Here is an 18,853-nt window from a genome sequence, read left to right on the forward strand (position 1 = left end):
GCCGAGTCGCCCGCCGGTTTGTCCTGCTGGCTCGTGCCGCCAGGTCAGGCGGTTGGTGAGTCTGCCGGTCCGTGCCGTCGCCGGTCCGCTCCGCTGGTTCACCTCGGCTCGCCCGCTCCGCCGGGTTGCCCTGTCGGCCCGCGCCGCCGAGTCGCCCGCCGGTTTGTCCTGCTGGCTCGTGCCGCCAGGTCAGGCGGTTGGTGAGTCTGCCGGTCCGTGCCGTCGCCGGTCCGCTCCGCTAGTTCGCCCCGGCTGACCCGACCCGCCGGTTTGCCCCGCCGGTTCGCGCCGCCCGCCGATCCGTCCCGCCGCGCCGCCCGCTGGTCCGTGCCGCTGGTCTGGGCCGTCGGTTCGCGCCGTCGGTTCGCGGCGCTGGTCCTGGGCCTGCGGTTCGATGTGGCGGTTCGGGTTGTCAGTTCACTCCGTCGGCTGTGGTGCTGGTTCGTGTTGTCGGTTCGCGGGTCTGGGGGCGCGGCGCGGGGAGGGACGCCGGGTGGGTCATTCCTCCTTTGAGGTGACGGTGACGGGGGCGTAGCCGAGCTTCTCCAGTGGTTCGCGGATCTGTGCGGCGTCGCCCACGGCGATGATGGTGAGCGCCTCGGGGTCGATGTGCTTGTTGTAGGTGCGGGCGACACCGTCCGGGGTGGACGCGCGTACGGCCGCCAGGTAGTTGCTGGGGTAGTCGGCCCCGAGCCCGCTGGCGGACGCGTCGGCGAGTTCGGCGGCGACGGCGCGGGCCGTCTCGTATTCGGCGGGCGCCCGGTCGGCCAGGGCGCGGACGGACGACCCGTGCTCCTCGGCGTCGATCCCCCGGGAGATGATGCTGCGCAGTTCGGTGAGCGCGTCCGCGACCGCGTCGGCCGTCACCTCGGTGTGCACCGCGCCCTGGGCGATGAACAGGCCGCAGTGCCGCATGCGCAGCAGTCCCGCGCGCACACCGTAGGTGTAGCCCTTCTCCTCCCGCAGCACCGCGTTGAGCCGGGACGTCAGGCCGCCGCCCAGCACGTGGGAGGCGACCACCAGGGACGGCCAGTCGTGGTGAGAGCGGTCGGGCACGCCGTGCCCGAGGGCGAGGTAGGTCTGCACGGAACCGGGACGGTCCACCACGACGATCCGGGCGGCGGACTCGGGCATGATCCGGTCGGCGGTCGGGAGCGGCCCGCCGGTGCCGGCCCAGCCCTCCAGCGCCGCGGTGAGGGCCGTGTCGGCGTCGGTGCCCGTCAGGTCGCCCGCGACGACGGCGGTGGCCTCGGCGGGCACCACCGAGCCGTAGAAGTCGCGGATGTGGGAGCCCTGGAGCGCGCCGACCGAGCCGCGGGTGCCGCCGGTCGGGCGGGACGCGCGGGCTTCGGCGGGGAACATCACCGCGCGCAGTTCCCGCATCGCGCGGGAGCCGGGGTCGGCGTCCTCCTGCGCGATCTCCTCCAGCCGTTCGCGGACGAGGCGGCGCACGTCCGCGTCGTCCAGCGCGGGGCGGCGCACCACGGAGGAGAACAGCTCCAGGGCGGGGCCGAGCCGGGTCACGGGGACGTCCAGCGCGATCCGCAGCGCGGTCAGGTCGGCCGAGGCGTAGAGGCTGGCGCCGAGCCGCTCGAACGCGGCGGTCAGCGCGGTGCCGCCGCCGGGCTCGGTGCCCTCCAGCAGCGCGTGCGCGGTGAGCGTGGCGACGCCGTCCAGGCCGTCGGGCTCGCGGCCGGCGCCGGAGTGCAGCACGAGCCTGACCGCGGCGAGGCTCCGGCCGGGCAGGTCGACGCGCAGGGTGGCGGGCCCGGCGGGGACGCGGCCCGCGGTGCCGGCCGGGAACGCCCACGGCGGGACCGGTCCGGGCACCGGGCGGGGCTGGAGCGCGAGGCCCGCGGTACCGGGAGGCAGGTCGGGGCTGGGACCGGTCACGACGGCGTACCTCCGTAGGTCAGGGCGGTGCGGCCGCCCGGGGCGAGCCAGCGGCCCGCCATCTCCTTGATCGCGTCCGCGGTGACGGCCGCGGCCCGCCCGGGGGCGGTGAAGACCCGGGCGGGGTCGTCGAACTGGGTGGCGTTCTGGGACAGCGCGTTGGCGAGCCCGGTGACCGTCTCGGTCTGCTCCAGGAAGCCCCGCTCGGCCTGCGCGGTGGCGCGGGCGGTCTCGTCGGCGTCGGGGCCGTCGGCGGCGAACCGGGCGAGCTCCTCGTCCAGCACGGCGGCGATCTTGTCCGGTTCCGGCCCGATCGCGTCCACGATGGCCAGCGACTGCCCGGTGGCGAGCCGGGTCACGCCGGCCCAGACCTCCGTGGCGATCTGGTCGCGGCGGACCATCCGGTCGTAGAGCCGCGACCCGGAGCCGCCGCCGAGGATCTCCACCGCGAGCTCGGCCGCCTCGATGTCGTCGCCGCCGTCGGCGGGCAGCGTGAACATCGCGAAGTACGCGGGGGACGGGACGTCCTCGTCGAGGGTCTCGTCGCGCACCCCGGAGAGGGGCCCGAGCTCGCCGGGCCGGGGCGGCGGCTTCTGCGGGCCCGCGGGGATGCCGCCGAAGTACCGCTCGACCGCCGCGATGGTCTTCTCCGCGTCGACGTCCCCGACGACGGACAGGACCGCGTTGCCCGGCGCGTACCAGGTCCCGAAGAAGTCGGCGCAGTCCTCGAGGGTGGTCGCGTCCAGGTCCTCCATGGACCCGATCGGGGTGTGCGCGTAGGGGTGCCCTTCGGGGAAGGTGAGGGCGCACAGCCGCTCGAACGCGGTGCCGTAGGGCTGGTTGTCGTAGCGCTGGCGGCGCTCGTTCTTCACCACGTCGCGCTGGTTGTCGAGGTTGGCCTGGGTGAGCGCGGCGGGCAGCGTGCCCATCCGGTCGGCCTCCAGCCACAGGGCGAGTTCCAGGTGGCTGATGGGGACCGTCTCGTAGTAGTTGGTGCGTTCGAAGGAGGTGCTGGCGTTGAACGCGGCGCCGGCGCTCTCCAGCAGCGCGGCGTGCTCGCCTTCGGCGACGTTGGCGGAGCCCTGGAACATCAGGTGCTCGAAGAGGTGGGCGAGGCCGGTCCGTCCGGCCCGCTCGTGCCGCGAGCCGACGCCGTACCAGATGTTCACGGCGGCCAGCGGTACGACATGGTCTTCGCAGACCACCACGCGCAGGCCATTGCCGAGCGTGTGCTCATGCAGCGGCTGTTCTGCCACGGAGCGCTCCCGTCCGTTCGATGATCGGCTGGCGGACAGCACCGCGCGCGTCGGTGGGCCGTGCCCAGGCGGCGGGCTTGATCTCTGACTCACCGTACCGGTTGCGACCGGGCACGGCGCCTTCGCGCCGAACTGTGGATAACTCCGCGACGGACCGCCTTGAATGTCAGCAGAAAGGCCGACAAGTCGGCCGGAGAGGGGGCGGTCGAGAGGCTCCGGAGCCGGGCAGGCGCGCGGCCGGGAGTGACGAAGCGCGGCCGGGAGTGACGAAGCGCGGCGGTCGGGCGGCGGCGGTCAGGGCGCGGCGGCCTCGTGCGCCGCGATGGCGTCCTCCAGCGACCGGTGCAGTACGAAGATCTTGGTGAGCTGGGTGACGTGGAAGACGCGCCGGACCCGGTCGTTCACCCCCATGAACGACATGGAGCCGTCGCGCGCGCGGAGCCGGTGGTAGATGCCGACCAGCACGCCGAGGCCGGTGGAGTCGAGGAAGGTGACCTCGCCCAGGTCGATCACCAGGTGCAGGCCGCCGTTGTCGATGATGCCGAGCAGTTCCTCGCGCAGTCGGGGGCTGGTGAAGACGTCGATCTCTCCACTGATCTTCACTACGGTGAGGCCTTTTTCGACGCGGTGCTCGACGGCGAAGTCCACCGGTGCTCCCTCTCTGCCGCTTGTCGGGGGACAGTCCCCTATACCCAGTGAGGCGGCGCGTTATCCCTCAGGGCGCAATCCCTCAGGGCGAACGGAACAGCGCCCATACGACCTTCCCGTGGGAGAGGGTCCGCCACCCCCACCGGACGCTGAAGGATTCGACCAGATGCAGGCCGCGGCCCGTCTCGGCTATGTAGTCGGGCTCCTTGCGGCGGGGCGCGGTGGGGCTCGCGTCCATGATTCCGCACAGCAGCCAGGGCTTCTGGTGCACGAGCCGCAGCCGTATCGCGGACGGTGCCGAGCCCAGCGGGTCGGCCGGGTCGTCGTACACGCCCTCGCGGTGCACGTCGTCGCCCGGCCGTCCGCAGGCCGCCCTGCCGCTGTGCCGCAGCGCGTTGGTGACGAGTTCGGAGACCACCAGGCCCACGTCGTCGGCGAGCTCCGGCAGCTCCCAGTCGGACAGCCGGGAGAGCGCGAAGTGCCGGGCCTCGGTGACCGACTCGGGGTCGGGGCGGACGGTGAAGGAGACCGTCGCCCCGGCGAGCTCCGTCAGCGCGGTCACGGCCGCGTCCAGGCGCGGAGGGAGATCGCATGACTCGGGTATGGGCGTCGAGTGCACGGCATGGTCCCGTGGGACCGCCGGCCCCGCGAGGGGGCCGAGTTCCCACCGCGTGTCGTCGTGCGCCTGGCGTGACGTCATTCCCCGGACCCCGCAGAGTGATCTCGTTGTGCAGCCGTGGCTCGGAAGTCTCGTGCGTTATCCTGCGCATCGTAGCGTGCGAATGCAAGGCCCAATGCACGTGCATCCGGGTTGTGAGGGTGTGGGGCGACCGGGTTGCACGCGGGTGATCGGAGGTAACCGCAGGACACGGAGGCCAGTGGCACACTAGGTTCGCTGTCCGCCGAATAGCCGGGAGGTTGGGCGTGACTCCAGAGACGCCGGGAAGCGGGTCGACGGTTCGTCGGATCCTGCTCGGGTCCCAGCTGCGCCGTCTGCGCGAGCAGAAGGGCGTGACCCGTCAGGACGCCGGCTACGTCATCCGCGCGTCGGAGTCGAAGATCAGCCGCCTGGAGCTCGGGCGCGTCAGCTTCAAAGAACGCGACGTGGACGACCTGCTCACGCTGTACGGCGTCGGCGACAAGGCCGAGCGCGAGGCGCTGATACAGCTGGCGCGGGAGGCCAACACCCCCGGGTGGTGGCACCGGTACAACGACGTCCTGCCCGGCTGGTTCCAGACCTATGTGGGCCTGGAGGAGTCGGCGGCGTTGATCCGCACGTACGAGCTGCAGTTCGTCCCGGGACTGCTGCAGTCGGAGGGGTATGCGCGTGCGGTCATACGCCTGGGCAACGCCGGAGCCGCCGAACACGAGATCGACCAGCGCGTGGAACTGCGCCTGCAACGGCAGGAACGGCTCACCGGCCCGGACGCCCCGCGTCTGTGGGCGGTCATCGACGAGGGGGCGCTGCGGCGCCCCATCGGGGGGCCGGAGGTGATGCGGGGCCAGTTCGAGCACCTCATCGAGATGTCGAAGCTGCCCAACGTCACCATCCAGATCATGCCGTTCAGGTTCGGCGGCCACGCGGCCGAGGGAGGGGCGTTCACGATCCTGCGCTTTCCCGAGCAGGACCTGCCGGACGTGGTTTACGTCGAGAACCTCACCGGCGCCATGTACCTGGACAAGCGCGACGACGTCGACACCTATCTGCAGGCGATGGAACGCCTGTGCGTCGACAGTGCGACCCCGGAGCGCACCGTCGAGCTTCTTGGTGATTTTCTCAGAGAGACATGATGCTCCAGACCGACTACGACAACGGGATGCCCGCGACCAAGCTCCACGGAGCGCGGTGGCTGAAGTCCCGGCGAAGCAACTCCCAGGGGAACTGTGTAGAGATCGCCGAGCTGCCCGGTGGGCAGGTCGCGATGCGCAACTCCCGCCACCCCGAGGGCCCGGCCCTCATCTACACCCGCCCGGAGATCGAGGCTCTCATCCTCGGTGCCAAGGACGGCGACTTCGACCACCTCATCGCCTCCCGCAACTGACACTCCTGGAAAACCGCCAACAACGCCGTCCGGGCCTCAGGGGACCGTGCGGCATGTCGAACCGCGACGGGTCGGCTACGGTGCATCGAACGTCGACCCGTCCGCCAATGCGAGAAGCGAACACGGCAGAGGCCACCCAGGCGCGAGGGTGGCCTTTTCTTCTGCCCTAGGAGCTCGCCCTGCCCGCCCTACCGTCGTCTGCCCTATCCGTCGCGCGCCCTATCCGCTCGTGCGCGGACGCCGGGTCAGCCGCAGTTGCCGTAGGGGGCGGTGGCGCCGTTGCCGCCGAAGCGGACGCACACGCCGGGCGCCTTCACGTACACCGGTCCCGCGTACCACGCGTACGAGCCGCTGTCGCCGGTACGGCTGCCGCCCTGGGCCTGTAGCCACACCGATACGGCAGAGGCCTTGCCCACGTTCTTGGTCTTCATCGTGACGGCGCAGTTCTTCTGGGTGCTGCTGCTGTACAGCAGGTAGGCGGTGCCCCCGGAGCCGGCCACGGAACGCTGCACGTTGTAGCCGCTGCCGCACGCCTGCTGTGGCGTGTACTTGTTGGGCGGCTCGTGGACGGGCGTGGACGCGCCGCCACCGCCACCGGTGCCCTGGGTGGGCGTCGAACCGCCCGGCTGCTGCTGCTTGCCGCCCTGCTTCTTGTTAGGGGCGGTTGGGTCCTGCCCTTGCCCCTGCCCCTGCTGCTTGCCCTTGCCGGGCTGCTTCGGCTTCGCCGGGCCGTTCGCCGATCCGGCGGTACCGCCCGCGCCGGACGAGCCGTCGTCCGCGCCCGGGCTCCGGTCGGAGGCCGCCACGCCCTGGTTGTCATGCCCGCCGCCGCCCGACTTCGTCGCGGCCCATACCGCGCCGCCGCCCACGAGGACCGCGGCCACCGCGACCGCGGCCGCGATCGGCACGAGACGCCGTCCGTGCTTCCCGCCGCCTGCCGGCTGCGCGTAGGGCGGCCCTGGAGGGCCCGGAGGAGCCGGCAAGGGTGCGTAGTGGGCCTCGGCCGGCTGCGGCGTCATCTCGCCGTACGGGGGCGGTTGCGGCGCCGTCCTGTTCCGCGGGCCGGTCGGGTCGGTGACATGGTCGGGCGGCAGGAACGCCCCCGCCATCACCGAGGGCGGAGCGTTCGGGTCCGTCGACCCCGGATGGCCCGGCGCCGCATTGTCCACAGGGAGCCCTGGGAACGCGGGCAAGGGCGGCACTACAGCGGCCACTTGGGAGGTGCCACTGGCTGCTCCTACGAGACGCTCCTGCGCCTCCCGGGCGGTGGGGCGCTGCGAAGGCTCCTTGGCCAGGCACGCCAGCACCAGATCGCGCATCGGACCGGACAGGTCGCCGATGTCCGGTTCACCGGTGATGATCCGGTGCATGACGGTCGCCATCTCGTCATTGCCGAACGCGGGCCGTCCGGTGGCGGCGAACACCATGGTGGTGCCCCAGGCGAACATGTCCGAGGCCGGTCCCACCTGGCCGCCGGTGAAGTGCTCGGGCGCCATGTAGGCGGGTGTACCGACGTTCTGGGTCTCACCCGCCGCGCCCAGCGCGCGCGCCACCCCGAAGTCGATGACGCGGGGGCCGTCCGGGCCCACCATCACGTTGTGGGGCTTGAAGTCGCGGTGCACGATCCCGGCCTGGTGGATCGCGGTGAGCGCCGTCAGCGTGCTGATGGCGAGGCGCTCGAGCGCGCCGCCGGTGCGGGGACCCTCCTCGCGCACCACGCGGTGCAGGGACAGTCCGGGGACGTACTCGCTGACGATGTACGGCTGGTCGCCCGCGAGGTCGGCGTCGAGGACCTGCGCGGTGCAGAACCGGGCCACGCGCTTGGCGACCTCCAGCTCCCGCACGAACCGTGCCCGTGCGGCCTCGTCCCCGGCGAGCCCGCCGTGCAGAAGCTTGATCGCGACGTGGTCGGAGGAGCGGACCGCCGCGTCCGCGCCGGCCGGCCGGCCCAGGAAGACCGCGCCCTGCCCGCCCTCGCCCAGGCGGCCCAGGATCTCGTATCCGCCCAGCTCGGTCGGGTCGCCCGACCGCAGCGGATGGGCGTCCGGCATCGTCCTGTCCGTCACACCACTCGCTCCCCGTTGCTTCCGATTCGTCCCGCAAGACTATGGCCAACGATGGTATGCGCTTCGGGAAACGGTTGATCTAGCACCTCCTCCCGGCATGCCGAAGCCCTCGCGCGGATGCGCGAGGGCTTCAGGTACGGCGGCCGGATGTGGTCGCGCGCGCTGGGGTCAGGCCGGGTCCGGCGCCCGCCGCTCGGGCTGCGGCTGCTCGTCCCGGCCGGAGGAGCGGCCCGGTGGGCCCTCCGGGGCGTGGTGTCGTTCCAGGCGTGCGGCGACCGCGAGGGCGCGCAGCGAGGTGGACTTCACGTGTTTGCGGCCGTGGTCGATGCGGGGCCGAAGGATGCTGCTGGGCATGGCTCGCCTCCAGGGGGGTCGTCGTGGACGTGACGTGCGTGCTACCCCGTCGGCCGGGGTTCGCACGTTAGTTGCAACCGCAAGATCCATCCGGCTATTCCGAGTGATCGTTCCGTTTAGCGGCGAATGTCCCAGCTTGGGGGTCGCTCGGAGCTACCTAGGTTGTATTCCTAACTAGCTTGCTCTACCGTCTAGATCGTCATCCTGGATGAGACGAAGGTGGTCCGGTGCAGATCTCGCCCGACTTCTCACCCCTGGGGCTGGGCCTGGCGGTGCCCCTGATTGGTTACGTGCTGGCCGAAGGCGTGTGGGGCAAGCGGTCCTACGACCGCATGCGGCGGCGGCGCGACCAGGACCCGAACGCGCTGATCGGCATGTTCCGCCAGTGGATCTCAGGTTCGTGGTGGGCCGCCGCCCTGGCCGTGCTGATGCTGCTCGTCTCACCCGGCGTCCACTTGTCGGACATCGGGGTCCGTGCGCCGCAAGAACCGTCCTTCGCCATCGGTGCCGTGGGCGCGATGGTCGTGGCCATGCCGCTGCTTGCGTGGCTCGTCCACCGGAGCGTGCGTGCCGGCAGGAGCCCATCGAAGAACAGCCAGATCCAGGAGATGCTCCCTAGGACGTCCATCGAGCGCTGGTACGCGCTCGCCATGGCCGTCACCGCGGGCGTCTCCGAGGAGCTCGTGTACCGGGGCTTCCTCATCGCCTTGGGGGTCGACGTCCTCGGCCTGAGCGTGACGATGGCGGCCGCACTGGCATTGGCCCTCTTCACCGTCGGGCACGTGTACCAGGGATGGGCCGGCATGATCCTCGTCGCCGCGGTCGGTTGCTCGCTGACCTACCTCTACCTGTCGAGCGGCAGCCTTCTCGTGCCCGTGTGCCTGCACATCTTCATCGACGTGCTCAGCATGGTGGTCGTCCCCTGGATCACCGTGAAGGCGCGTGAGACCGATGTCGTCCCTGCAGGGAGCTAGTTTGTGCCCCCGTCCCTACGGCTGTGAGGATGGCCGCCATGGTCGCCGACCGACGCGCTAGCTGGCTCAAGGGCGTCCTCGATCTGCTGGTGCTCGCCAGCCTCACGAACGGCGAGAGCTACGGATACGAGATCGCCAAGGTGCTCGCCAAAGCGGGCCTGGGGCAGATCAAGGGCGGCACCCTCTACCCGGTGCTCAACCGCCTGGAAGAGGCCGGCCTCGTCGCCGCCGAGTACCGGGTCGCCGAACGGGGTCCGGGACGCCGCTACTACAACCTGACGGACGAGGGGCGCGCGACATTGGCCGAGCAGGGGGCTCTCTGGCTGGCGTTCGACGGGTCAGTACGGGACGTGCTCGCGCAAGGAGGGATCCGATGACGACCCCCTACTTCGAGGACCTCGCGGAACGGCTGCGCGACAGCGGCGTCCCCGCGGACGAGGTGTCGGGCACGGTCGACGACCTTGCCGCGTACATAGCCGAGTCGGGGACGTCCCCAGAAGAGGAGTTCGGTCCCGTAGAGGAGTTCGCCGCGCGGCTGGCTCCGCCAGAGGACGACGGCCCCGAACCGGACGCGTCCGCGCAGACGTGGCGCTGGACCGCCGACGCCTTCCAGGACAGGGCCATGCTGAACCGGTTCGGCGACGAGGGCTGGGAGGTCGAGCGGGTCGATTCGGTCGGCCGGTTCGTCTGCCGCCGCGACGGCGAGCATCCGCAGCGTTGGGAGTACCGCCGCGAGACCGTCCTACCTGGCCGGCGTAAGGCCGTCGAGCAACGCCTCGCACCGGACGGCTGGGAGCCGTGCGGCAACTGGATGCAGTTCGAGTACTTCAAGCGCCCCAGGGCCGCGAGCCTAGGGCCGAACGCCGAACTGCAGGCACCGCCCGAGATTCCGGCCAAGCGCTTCTTCTGGAGCAGGCGCTTCTACACGTTCGCCTCCTGCTACGCGGCCTTCGTCGTCGTCGCCTGCGCCGGGTGGCTCGCCTTCGCGCCGGCGGAATCGCGCACCGGCTTCCTTGTGGGCTTCCTCCTTGGTGCGGCCATCGCGGCGGTCCTGATGACCGTCCGGCTATGGCAGGAGCACCGCCGCCACGTTTCCTGACAGCTTCCCAACACGCGCGATGCCAACGGCGTAAGGATTCCTCTACAGTCGTTCGCCGAGCCACCCATGCCCCCAGGGGGAGAAGGCGATGCGCGCGATCGGACTCGTAGCGGCGGGCGTCTTACTGGCGTCCTCATGCCCGGCCTTACCGGCGTCCGCCGCCGGACCGGCCACCGCGGCCGCAGGCCCGATGACGGAACCCACACCGAAGTCCTCGCCGACGAAGAAGCCCTCGACGAAACCCACGTCGAAGCCGTCCGCCAAGCCTTCCGCTAAGACCACCCCTACGCCGTCCACTAGTGCGCCGCCACCTGTGTCTCAGACGCCGGTCACATGCGACCTGCCGCGCGGCTACCGCGGTGCGATCGAGGAACCCTGGGCTCAGAAGCGGCTCGCCTTCCAACGCGTGTGGGGCCTGACCCGTGGACAGGGCGTGAAGGTGGCCGTCGTCGACAGCGGTGTGGACACCGGCCACACGATGCTGGACGGACGCGTCGTCGACTACACCGACCTCACCGGAACGGGCAAGAAGGACTGCGCCGGCCATGGCACCGGCGTAGCCGCGCTCATCGCCGGACGCGACCTGGCCGCCCAGGGGATCCCGCTCACCGGCGTCGCGCCCGCGGCCCGGCTCGTCATCGTCAAGCAGCAGAACGCCGACCGCGACGAGAACGGCGGCGAACGCCTTCCCAACGCCATCCGTAAGGCGGCCGACGCCGGCGCTCAGGTCATCAACGTGTCCATAGCGGCCGCCCCGTCCTCGGCCCTGGAACAGGCCGTCCGCTACGCGCAGGACCACGACGCGGTCGTCGTCGCCGCAGCGGGCAACGCCACCAAGGACGACGGGAACGACGGCCCCGCCTACCCGGCGAGCTATCCGGGCGTCATCTCCGTCGCGTCACTGGGGGAGGACGGCCACCGCATCGAGTCGTCCGGTCTCCAATCCCGGGTGGATGTCGGCGCGCCCGGCAAGGACCTCACCATCCCGTGGCCCGGCGGCGGCTACAACCCCCAGGCGGAAGGGACGAGTTTCGCAGCCGCCTATGTGTCAGGTGTCGTAGCGCTGGTACGAGCGAGCCACCCCGCTCTGCACCAGGACCAGGTCGTTCGACGCGTTCTGTCGACGGCCGACGGCAATGTAGGCGACGGCACAGGGCGCGGCATGGTGAACCCGACGCAGGCCGTCACCGCGATAGTGCCCGGGGAGGACACCCCTGGCGCGGCGACCGCGCAGCCCGCACTGCACCCGGCGAAGCTGGCGGCACCATCGCATCCGGACGCCCATACCACCGACGTTGCCATAGGCGTCGCGGCAGGTGCCGTTGGGCTGGCGGCACTGGCGGCGCTGTGCGGCATCGTCGTCCCCATGGGGAAGCGCCGCGGATGGCGTCCCGGGCGGGTCGTCCTAGGCGACCGGGAAGAGGACGAGGAGCCGATCGTCACCGGTACCGAGGGCGGCACCATCGGCGCCCACCATTGAGCCGCCCCACTGATTGAGCCGCCCTGCCGATTGAGCCGCCTGGTCAGTCGTCCAATATGGCGGTCTGCACCAGGCGTGCGCCGTTCCGCCTGTCGGTGAGGGTGCCGCGTCCCACCGGCAGCGGTGTTGGACGTACCTCGCCGAAGAGCGCCCCCTCCTCCTTGCTGCCGGACATGATGAGGGCCGGTGCGGCCAAGTCCTTCAACTGCTGGATGACAGGGTCGTACATGGCGCGGCCCATACCACCCATGGTCCGGGACAGGACGAGGTGGAGGCCGATGTCGCGTGCCTGGGGGAGCAGGTCCAGCAGTGGTAGCAGCGGGTTGCTCGCAGTGGCGACGAGGTCGTAGTCGTCGACGACGACGAACACATCGGACCCCTTCCACCAAGACCTCTTACGCAACTGCTCCGGGGTGAGGTCGGCGGGCGGCAGGCGGTCGTTGAGCGCCTCGACCAGGTCGGTCACCAGTTCCATTGCGGCGGACGCCGATGCGGCATAGCCGACGCGGTGGTCGGTGTCGGCCGTGTCCAGGAGCGCGCGCCTGTAGTCGATGAAGACCAGCCTCGCCTCGTCCCGGCCGTGCCCCGCCACGATGCCCTCGGTGATCAGGCGCAGCAGGTTCGACTTGCCGCACTCGGTGTCGCCGACGACCACGAAATGCGGGTCGGCGGCGAAGTCAAGCAGGACCGGCGCCAGGGCGTCCTCGTCGATCCCGACGGGGACCCGCCATTTCGGCGTCTCAGCGTCCCCGAGAGCGTCCCGCAGGGCCGACGACGGCAGCAGGTCCGGCAGGAGCCGCACGGGCGGCGCCTGGGGCCCCTGCCACGCTCCCGCGACCGCCTCCACCATCTTCGCCACGCCGTCGCCGAGGTCGTCCGCGGAGCCGATCCCGTCCAGCCGCGGCAGCGCGGCCAGGAAGTGCAGGCGGTCGCGGGTGAGGCCGCGCCCAGGACGCCCCTCGGGGACGTTCTCGGCCAGCCGCCGGTCGATCTCCGACTCGTAGGAGTCGCCCAGTCGGAGTTCCAGCCGCGTGCCGAACACGTCCCGGATCCCCATTCGGAACTCCGACCACTTGCCGGCCGTCGCCACCACGTGCACGCCGAAGCCGAGCCCACGCGCCGCCATGTCGGTGATGACCTCCTCCAGGTGCTCGTACTCCTGGCGTAGCGTCATCCACCCGTCCACTACGAGGAACACGTCTCCGAACCCGTCACCGGGGATCTGACCGGCCGCCCGTAGACGCCGGTACGTCGCGATGGTGTCGATGCCCTGCTCGGCGAAGTCGCGCTCACGGCGCTCAAGGAGCGTGGACACCTCGGCGACCGTCCTGCGGACGCGGTCGGCGTTGAGCCGGTTGCTTACACCGCCCACATGCGGCAGCCCCGAAAGGCCGCCGAGCGTGCCGCCACCGAAGTCCAGGCAGTAGAACTGCACCTCCTCCGGTGTGTGCAGCAATGAGAGCGACGTGATGAGCGAACGCAGCATCGTCGACTTGCCCGTTTGCGGCGCGCCCGCGATCCCCACGTGCCCGGCCGCCGCCGACAGGTCCACCCAGAAGGGCACGCGCTGCTGGTCGAAAGGCCGGTCGACGATCCCCACCACGGCGGCGAGACGACCACGGCCCTCCCAACCCGCTGCCGTGAGCCCCTGCTCGCGCGTAGGCGTCAGCGGAGGAAGCAGTTGGTCGACCGTTGGGGGGACGTCCAGTGGCGGCAGCCAGATGCGGTGGGCTGCAGGCCCCTGCCCTGCGAGCTGGTCGATGACGGCCTTGAAGAGGGTCTCGCCCGACTCCTGCCCGGCATCGGGCTGCTCCAGCGCCGGCTGGTGCGGAGTCTGCGGCGGAACATAGGCCGTGCTGTAGGGAATGATCTGCCGCGGCGTCGCCGTACCGGCAGCGGCCGTCTGTGTCCGCTCCTCTTCTTCGACCGGCCCCGACACGTACGCCGCCTTGAACCGGACCATGTCGCTGACGTCGACCTTGAGGTAGCCGTTGCCGGGCTGGGGCGGCAGCTCGTACGCGTCTGGCACGCCCAGCACCACCCGCGACTCCATGGCGGAGAACGTGCGGAGCCCGATCCGGTACGACAGATGCGAATCGAGCCCGCGCAGCTTGCCCTCCTCCAGCCGCTGCGAGGCGAGGAGCAGGTGCACCCCCAGCGACCGCCCCAGCCGCCCGATCATCACGAAAAGCTCCGCGAACTCCGGCTTGGCGGCCAGCAGCTCGGAGAACTCGTCCAGTACCACGAACAGCGTCGGCAGAGGGGCCAGCTGGGCGCCCTGCTCGCGCGCGCGCTCGTAGTCCCGCAGCGAGGCGTAGTTTCCTGCAGCGCGAAGCAGCTCCTGCCGCCGGATCATCTCTCCCTGCAGCGCGTCGTACATGCGGTCGACGAGCGGCAGCTCCTCCTCCAGGTTCGTGATGACCGCCGACACGTGCTGCAGTCGCTCCAGCCCCAGGAACGTCGCCCCGCCCTTGAAGTCGACCAGAACGAAGTTGAGCGTCTCCGACGAATGAGTGATCGCCAGGGCCAGGACGAGCGTCCGCAACAGCTCGGACTTGCCCGAACCGGTCGCACCGATCAGCAACCCGTGCGGACCCATGCCGCCCTGCGCGGACTCCTTGATGTCGAGCTCCACCGTACGGCCGTCGGAGTCGACGCCTATGGGCACGCGCAGCCGGTTGCGCTGCGCTCGCGGCTGCCAGGTGGACCGAAGGTCGATGGCGTACGGCCCGGTCAGGCCGAGCAACGATGTCAACGTGAGATTGCCGGCCAGGGCGTTCTGCTCGGGCTCGTCCGCAGCGCCGGCCCGCAGCGGCGCCAGGCGAAGGGCGAGACCTTCCGCCTGTACGGGCGTGAACCAGTCGGCCTTACCGAGCGGACTGGAAACGTCCTTGCCGGTGTGGTCGCGCTCCAGCATCCGCATGCCGTCATCGGTGACGTGCAGCCGCAGCATCGTCGCGTCCGACGTCGGTGCAACGGAACCGCTGAGGTCGATGACGCACACGCCCTTGATGCCGTCCGCGCCTATCTGCGAGTCGGCCGGGACGATGCCGTCGTCCACCACCACCACGTGGAACGGAAGGTCCTGGGAGTCGACCCCAGGGGAGAAGCGAGGACGGTCCTTCAGGTCGTCCTCGAGCAGAGCCTCCAGGTCCGCCAGCGAGTGCCCTGTAAGGCGTACCGGTCCCGCAGCGTCGTGCTCAGTGGGGTGCAGGCAGTGCGGCAGCCACTTCGCCCACTGCCACTGCCGCATACGGTCCGGCGATGCGCAGACGGTGAGGCGCACATCGTCCGGCGTATGGAAGGTGACCAGTTGCGCGACCAGCGCCCGCGCCATGGCCCGCGCCGCGATCGGGTCTCCTGTCACCGTGATCCGCGCGAACGCCGGCAACGAGACCGCCACGGGCAGGTCGGGGACCGTCGCATGGGCGCGCACGAACCGCCGCAGCGCGCCGGCGCACATCGGCTCCAGGTCCTCGATCGGCTTGGTCTCCGGGGTGACGAGCTCCAGCGCGAGCCTCTGCCGGCCCCGGCCGATTCGTACCTGGCCGAAGTCCTCGTCCGAAGGACGCCGCTCCCACAGCCGGTGGCTCATCGCCAGCGACCACAGTGTCCGCGGACTGGGGCCGCTCCACTCCAGAGCCTCCCGCTGCTGCGTCGCGGCCTTCCGCACGCGCGCGCGCATCTGGTCCAGGTAGCGGTAGTAGTCGCGGCGTGCTCCGTTCAGCCGCTGCTTCCGCTCGCCCGCGCCCTGCCCCATGTGCCCGAAGCCCATGCCGACCATCGACAGGACGAACAGGCCGGACGCCACCCACATGATCGGGTTGCCGCCCCCGGCGCCGCCCGCACCGCCCATGAACATCAACCCCATGGCGGCGCCGCTGGCCGCCATGGGCAGGTACATCAGCGCGTTGGCGAACCCCTGGCTGATCGTCTCGGGGATCTCCGGGGGCGGTTCCAGCACGATCTCGCCCTCGGGCAGCCGCGGAGGCGGCCGCCTTTCCGGCCGCCGCACCACCACGATTCCCACGGCCGTGTCCCTTCGCGTCGCCATGACCCGGAGTCAATTTCCGGTCATCCTAGTGATCCCGGCCGCGCGCCGCCGCCCGATGTAAAGCCATTCTCCGGGTGGCGGAAAACGGTCGCGGCTGATAGTGAATGTGCGGTCATCGCTACGATCGGAGGTCGCGTGAATACCTCGACGGGCGCCGACCTGTGCCGCGTGGTCGTCGTCGCCCCGCACCGCAGGCTGGACCTCTCGCTGCCCGGAGACATTCCCCTTTCCCACATGCTTCCGACGTTGCTGCAGGTCGCGGGGCACAATTTGGCGGACGCCGGGCTCGCGCACTCCGGCTGGGTGCTGCAGCGGCTGGACGAGGCGCCCCTCGACGAGTCCCGCTCGCTGTCCGCCCTCGGCGTCCGAGACGGGGAGATCCTCTACTTCCGGCCTGAACTGTCGCAGTTCCCCGAGGTCGCGTTCGACGACGTGGCCGACGTCGTCGCCACCGGGGTCAACGAGCACGCCGACCGCTGGCGCCCCGAGACCACCCGGCGCTTCGGCCTCCTCGCGGGCGCCGGCGCCCTCGGTCTCGGCGCCGTGGGAGTGGCCCTAGCGGGTCCTCCCTGGGGGCTGCTGGCAGCCGCCTCCGCCGGTACTGCCGCCGTGCTCCTGCTGGCGGGGATCGTCCTGTCGCGCGCGCTGGGCGACTCCGGGGCCGGAGCAGTACTCGGCTATAGCGCGCTCCCGTACGCGTTCCTGGGCGGCCTCCTAGCACCGGCCAGGCCCGTGGCGCTCCTGCACCTCGGGACGCCCCATCTCGCGGCCGCCTTCGCGGCGGTCACCCTCGCCGCCGTCGTCTCCGCATTCGCCATCCATGACGGCCTGCCGACGTTCCTGGGCATCGCGTTCGTCGCACTGCTCGGACTGGTGTCGGCCGCACTCGTCCAAGGCCTCGGGCTGTCCCCGTACGGGATGGCCGCCCTCGACGCCTCCCTGTGCCTCGCCGTCACAGCCCTCATCCCCTCCTTGGCGTTCCGCCTCGCACGCCTGCCCCTGCCTCCCGTCCCGGAGAACGCCGAAGAACTCCGCAGCGCCCAGACCTTCGACGGGCCGACCCTCCTGCGCCGCACGCGCGAAGCCGACAGGTTCGCCACCGGACTGGTGTCCGCCGTCGGGCTGGCGGGGCTCGGCGCACAGCTCTCCTTGCTGACCACGCACGGGTGGCTGCCCGTGACGATGAGCCTCTGCCTCTCCCTGGTGCTCCTCCTGCGCGCGCGTGTCTTCCACGGCCGTTCGCAACGCCTCTGGATGCTGCTCTCGGGCCTCGCTGGGCTCGCCATCCTGGCCCTACACCGAGCCATTACGGCCACCCCCGCCGTGACCCTGGTGACCGTCGTGCTCCCCGCTGTACTCGCCGTTGCCGTCATGACGGTCATGGCCCTCAGGCTCCCCGCCCGCAAGCCGTCGCCCTTCTGGGGGCGCGCGGGCGACATCGTCGACATCCTGCTCATCATCAGCTTGCTGCCACTCGCGTTGGGGCTGCTCGACCTGTACTCCTGGCTGCGCGGACTGGCCGGCTGATGCAGACCCGCAAGGACCTCTACCAGGCGCACCGCCTGATGACCCAGCGCGTGGCCCTGGCTCTCCTCCAGGGCCGCCCCAGCGCCGCCGAGTCCCCGCTGCGCCGTACCGGCGTCGGGACGCTCTGCGGCGTCATGGTGGCCGTCCTGGTCGCGGCCGGCTTCGGCATCACCGGCCTCATCTTCAAGGGCGGCGCCCGCAACCTCGAACGCCCCGGCGTCCTCATCATCGAGAAGGAGACGGGCGCCACCTACGCCTACAGCCGGCAGGATCGCAAGCTCGTCCCGTTCCTCAACTACGCGTCCGCCCGCCTGGCCATGCCGACGTCCGACATCCAGCGGAAGACGGTCTCGTCCAAGTCCCTGGCGAAGTACCCGCGAGACCCCCTCACCGGCATCCAGGGCGCACCGGAATCCCTGCCCGCGCCGGGGAAGCCAAGCCACACCGCGTGGTCCCTATGCGCCCGCACCCCAGTGCCCTTGGGGCGCTCCACGGTGTCCCTAGTGGGCGGACCCGACATTGGAGGGCGCCCCCTCACCGATGCTCAGGGCGTCGTCGTCAAGGGCGGCTCTCAGGACTGGCTCATCTGGCGCAACAGCCGGATGCGGATCAGCCCGAACGCGGCGCGGGGCCTCAGTGCCGAACAGCCCGTCCCTGTGGACGAACGCTGGCTGAACGGCCTGCCCCAGGGGCCCGACTACGCGGCCCCCTCCATCCCTCAGCAAGGACACGAGTTTCCCGGCCCCGGCAACACCTCGGCGCCTGCCGGCCAGATCTTCCATGTCGCCGCCATAGCGGGCACCCCGGAACGGTGGTACGTCCAACTGCCCGACGGCCTCGCCAGCATCTCCGCCACGCAAGCCCGGCTGCTGCTCGACTCCCTGGGGGCGGGCCCGCCGCGCGACATCACCCCTGCAGAGGCCGCGTCGAAGCCGTCCCAGACGAACCTGTACGACCACGCACTGCCGGACACGCCGCCCCGCATCGTCGCGTACGACCCGCAGCAGCCCCTGTGCACGGTCTACCGGAAGGCGTCCAAGCTCTCCACGGACGCCCGCTTCACCATCGGCGGCAGCATCCCCACGCCGTCCGGGCAGACGGCATCCGGCCTCGACCAGGTCGTCCTCCCCGGCGGCGGGACGTTCGCGGGCACCCTCTCCGGCCCCGGCCAGCCACTGCAGACGTTCTCCCTCCTCACCGACCAAGGCCTGCGCTACCCGATCCCCACGGCCGACGACATCGCGAAACTCGGCTACGACACGAAGGAAGCAACCCCAATTCCGGCGAACCTATTGCAACTGTTCAAAGAGGGGCCAACCCTTACATCATCGGCCGCAGTGCGGCCGGTTCCGGCCAGATAACGATGGAACCGATCAGCCTCTTGACCCCTTTGCCTGATCAGCCCCACACGTCCCGCCGACCATAGTTATCCACAGGTGACATACCTGATGGACAGGCGG

General features: G+C 70.9%; 16 protein-coding genes. 8 read left to right on the forward strand and 8 right to left on the reverse strand.

The annotated features are described in order from the left end of the window. Nucleotides 1-498: 498 nt before the first annotated feature. From AB0C78_RS45170 to AB0C78_RS45185, 4 genes are all read right to left on the reverse strand, one after another. Entirely contained in the window at nt 499-1,893 is a 1,395-nt protein-coding gene (locus AB0C78_RS45170; protein WP_360760884.1) for a pitrilysin family protein, read from the reverse strand. After that, nucleotides 1,890-3,149, reverse strand: a complete 1,260-nt coding sequence (locus tag AB0C78_RS45175) for a pitrilysin family protein (RefSeq protein ID WP_151540619.1) — start codon at nt 3,147-3,149, stop codon at nt 1,890-1,892. The genes AB0C78_RS45170 and AB0C78_RS45175 overlap by 4 nt, the downstream gene beginning before the upstream one ends. Nucleotides 3,150-3,443: 294 nt before the next feature. Next, nucleotides 3,444-3,797 (reverse strand): STAS domain-containing protein, encoded by a 354-nt coding sequence (locus AB0C78_RS45180; protein WP_360760886.1) that lies wholly within the window; start codon nt 3,795-3,797, stop codon nt 3,444-3,446. An 82-nt stretch (nt 3,798-3,879) separates the two neighbouring features. Beyond that, entirely contained in the window at nt 3,880-4,359 is a 480-nt protein-coding gene (locus AB0C78_RS45185; protein WP_225991631.1) for an ATP-binding protein, read from the reverse strand. A gap of 362 nt (nt 4,360-4,721) precedes the next feature. On the opposite strand from AB0C78_RS45185, the gene AB0C78_RS45190 reads away from it, so the two are divergent. Both AB0C78_RS45190 and AB0C78_RS45195 read left to right on the forward strand, forming a co-directional pair. Then, nucleotides 4,722-5,588, forward strand: a complete 867-nt coding sequence (locus AB0C78_RS45190) for a helix-turn-helix transcriptional regulator (protein ID WP_173096572.1) — start codon at nt 4,722-4,724, stop codon at nt 5,586-5,588. Beyond that, a complete protein-coding gene (locus tag AB0C78_RS45195) occupies nt 5,588-5,839 on the forward strand; it encodes a DUF397 domain-containing protein (RefSeq protein WP_151540631.1) in 252 nt (83 codons plus the stop codon). The genes AB0C78_RS45190 and AB0C78_RS45195 overlap by 1 nt, the downstream gene beginning before the upstream one ends. 245 nt (nt 5,840-6,084) lie before the next feature. Here the strand turns inward: AB0C78_RS45195 and AB0C78_RS45200 are convergent, their stop codons facing one another. Both AB0C78_RS45200 and AB0C78_RS45205 read right to left on the reverse strand, forming a co-directional pair. Further along, nucleotides 6,085-7,905 carry a protein kinase gene (locus AB0C78_RS45200; RefSeq protein ID WP_360760889.1) on the reverse strand — a complete coding sequence of 607 codons (1,821 nt, stop codon included), beginning with the start codon at nt 7,903-7,905 and terminating at the stop codon, nt 6,085-6,087. A gap of 168 nt (nt 7,906-8,073) precedes the next feature. Next, the gene (locus AB0C78_RS45205) at nt 8,074-8,259 is read right to left on the reverse strand and encodes a hypothetical protein (RefSeq protein ID WP_151540616.1); all 186 of its coding nucleotides are present in this window, start codon (nt 8,257-8,259) and stop codon (nt 8,074-8,076) included. 227 nt (nt 8,260-8,486) lie between these two features. On the opposite strand from AB0C78_RS45205, the gene AB0C78_RS45210 reads away from it, so the two are divergent. From AB0C78_RS45210 to AB0C78_RS45220, 3 genes are read left to right on the forward strand one after another with little or no spacing between them, the layout of a single operon-like run. Then, nucleotides 8,487-9,233 carry a CPBP family intramembrane glutamic endopeptidase gene (locus AB0C78_RS45210; RefSeq protein ID WP_360760890.1) on the forward strand — a complete coding sequence of 249 codons (747 nt, stop codon included), beginning with the start codon at nt 8,487-8,489 and terminating at the stop codon, nt 9,231-9,233. A 38-nt stretch (nt 9,234-9,271) separates the two neighbouring features. Continuing rightward, complete coding sequence (locus AB0C78_RS45215) at nt 9,272-9,610, forward strand: PadR family transcriptional regulator (RefSeq protein WP_360760892.1); 339 nt, start codon at nt 9,272-9,274, stop codon at nt 9,608-9,610. Continuing rightward, a complete protein-coding gene (locus AB0C78_RS45220; protein WP_360760894.1) occupies nt 9,607-10,332 on the forward strand; it encodes a hypothetical protein in 726 nt (241 codons plus the stop codon). Before AB0C78_RS45215 ends, AB0C78_RS45220 begins: the two co-directional genes overlap by 4 nt. A 42-nt stretch (nt 10,333-10,374) precedes the next feature. Here AB0C78_RS45220 and AB0C78_RS45225 read toward each other — a convergent pair whose 3' ends face one another. Beyond that, nucleotides 10,375-10,596 (reverse strand): hypothetical protein, encoded by a 222-nt coding sequence (locus AB0C78_RS45225; RefSeq protein ID WP_360760896.1) that lies wholly within the window; start codon nt 10,594-10,596, stop codon nt 10,375-10,377. Nucleotides 10,597-10,765: 169 nt separating this feature from the next. On the opposite strand from AB0C78_RS45225, the gene AB0C78_RS45230 reads away from it, so the two are divergent. After that, nucleotides 10,766-11,812, forward strand: a complete 1,047-nt coding sequence (locus tag AB0C78_RS45230) for a S8 family serine peptidase (RefSeq protein ID WP_360760898.1) — start codon at nt 10,766-10,768, stop codon at nt 11,810-11,812. Between the two features lie 43 nt (nt 11,813-11,855). Here AB0C78_RS45230 and eccCa read toward each other — a convergent pair whose 3' ends face one another. Continuing rightward, nucleotides 11,856-15,866 (reverse strand): type VII secretion protein EccCa, encoded by a 4,011-nt coding sequence (gene eccCa, locus AB0C78_RS45235; protein ID WP_360760900.1) that lies wholly within the window; start codon nt 15,864-15,866, stop codon nt 11,856-11,858. 135 nt (nt 15,867-16,001) lie between these two features. Here eccCa and eccD point away from each other — a divergent pair, with 135 nt between their 5' ends. Beyond that, the gene (eccD, locus tag AB0C78_RS45240) at nt 16,002-17,393 is read left to right on the forward strand and encodes a type VII secretion integral membrane protein EccD (protein ID WP_360760902.1); all 1,392 of its coding nucleotides are present in this window, start codon (nt 16,002-16,004) and stop codon (nt 17,391-17,393) included. Beyond that, nucleotides 17,393-18,754 (forward strand): type VII secretion protein EccB, encoded by a 1,362-nt coding sequence (gene eccB / locus AB0C78_RS45245; RefSeq protein ID WP_360760904.1) that lies wholly within the window; start codon nt 17,393-17,395, stop codon nt 18,752-18,754. The genes eccD and eccB overlap by 1 nt, the downstream gene beginning before the upstream one ends. The last annotated feature ends 99 nt before the right edge of the window (nt 18,755-18,853 follow it).

The sequence above is a fragment of the Actinomadura sp. NPDC048394 genome, from assembly GCF_040651755.1.
Classification (GTDB): Bacteria; Actinomycetota; Actinomycetes; order Streptosporangiales; family Streptosporangiaceae; genus Spirillospora; species Spirillospora montaniterrae.

What these genes read in the sequence shown, in the direction of transcription:
- AB0C78_RS45195 (WP_151540631.1), top strand. Translation starts at nt 5,588, where the DNA reads ATGCTCCAGACCGACTACGACAACGGGATGCCCGCGACCAAGCTCCAC.
- AB0C78_RS45205 (WP_151540616.1), bottom strand. Translation starts at nt 8,259, where the DNA reads ATGCCCAGCAGCATCCTTCGGCCCCGCATCGACCACGGCCGCAAACAC.
- AB0C78_RS45215 (WP_360760892.1), top strand. Translation starts at nt 9,272, where the DNA reads ATGGTCGCCGACCGACGCGCTAGCTGGCTCAAGGGCGTCCTCGATCTG.
- AB0C78_RS45220 (WP_360760894.1), top strand. Translation starts at nt 9,607, where the DNA reads ATGACGACCCCCTACTTCGAGGACCTCGCGGAACGGCTGCGCGACAGC.
- eccCa (WP_360760900.1), bottom strand. Translation starts at nt 15,866, where the DNA reads ATGGCGACGCGAAGGGACACGGCCGTGGGAATCGTGGTGGTGCGGCGG.
- eccB (WP_360760904.1), top strand. Translation starts at nt 17,393, where the DNA reads ATGCAGACCCGCAAGGACCTCTACCAGGCGCACCGCCTGATGACCCAG.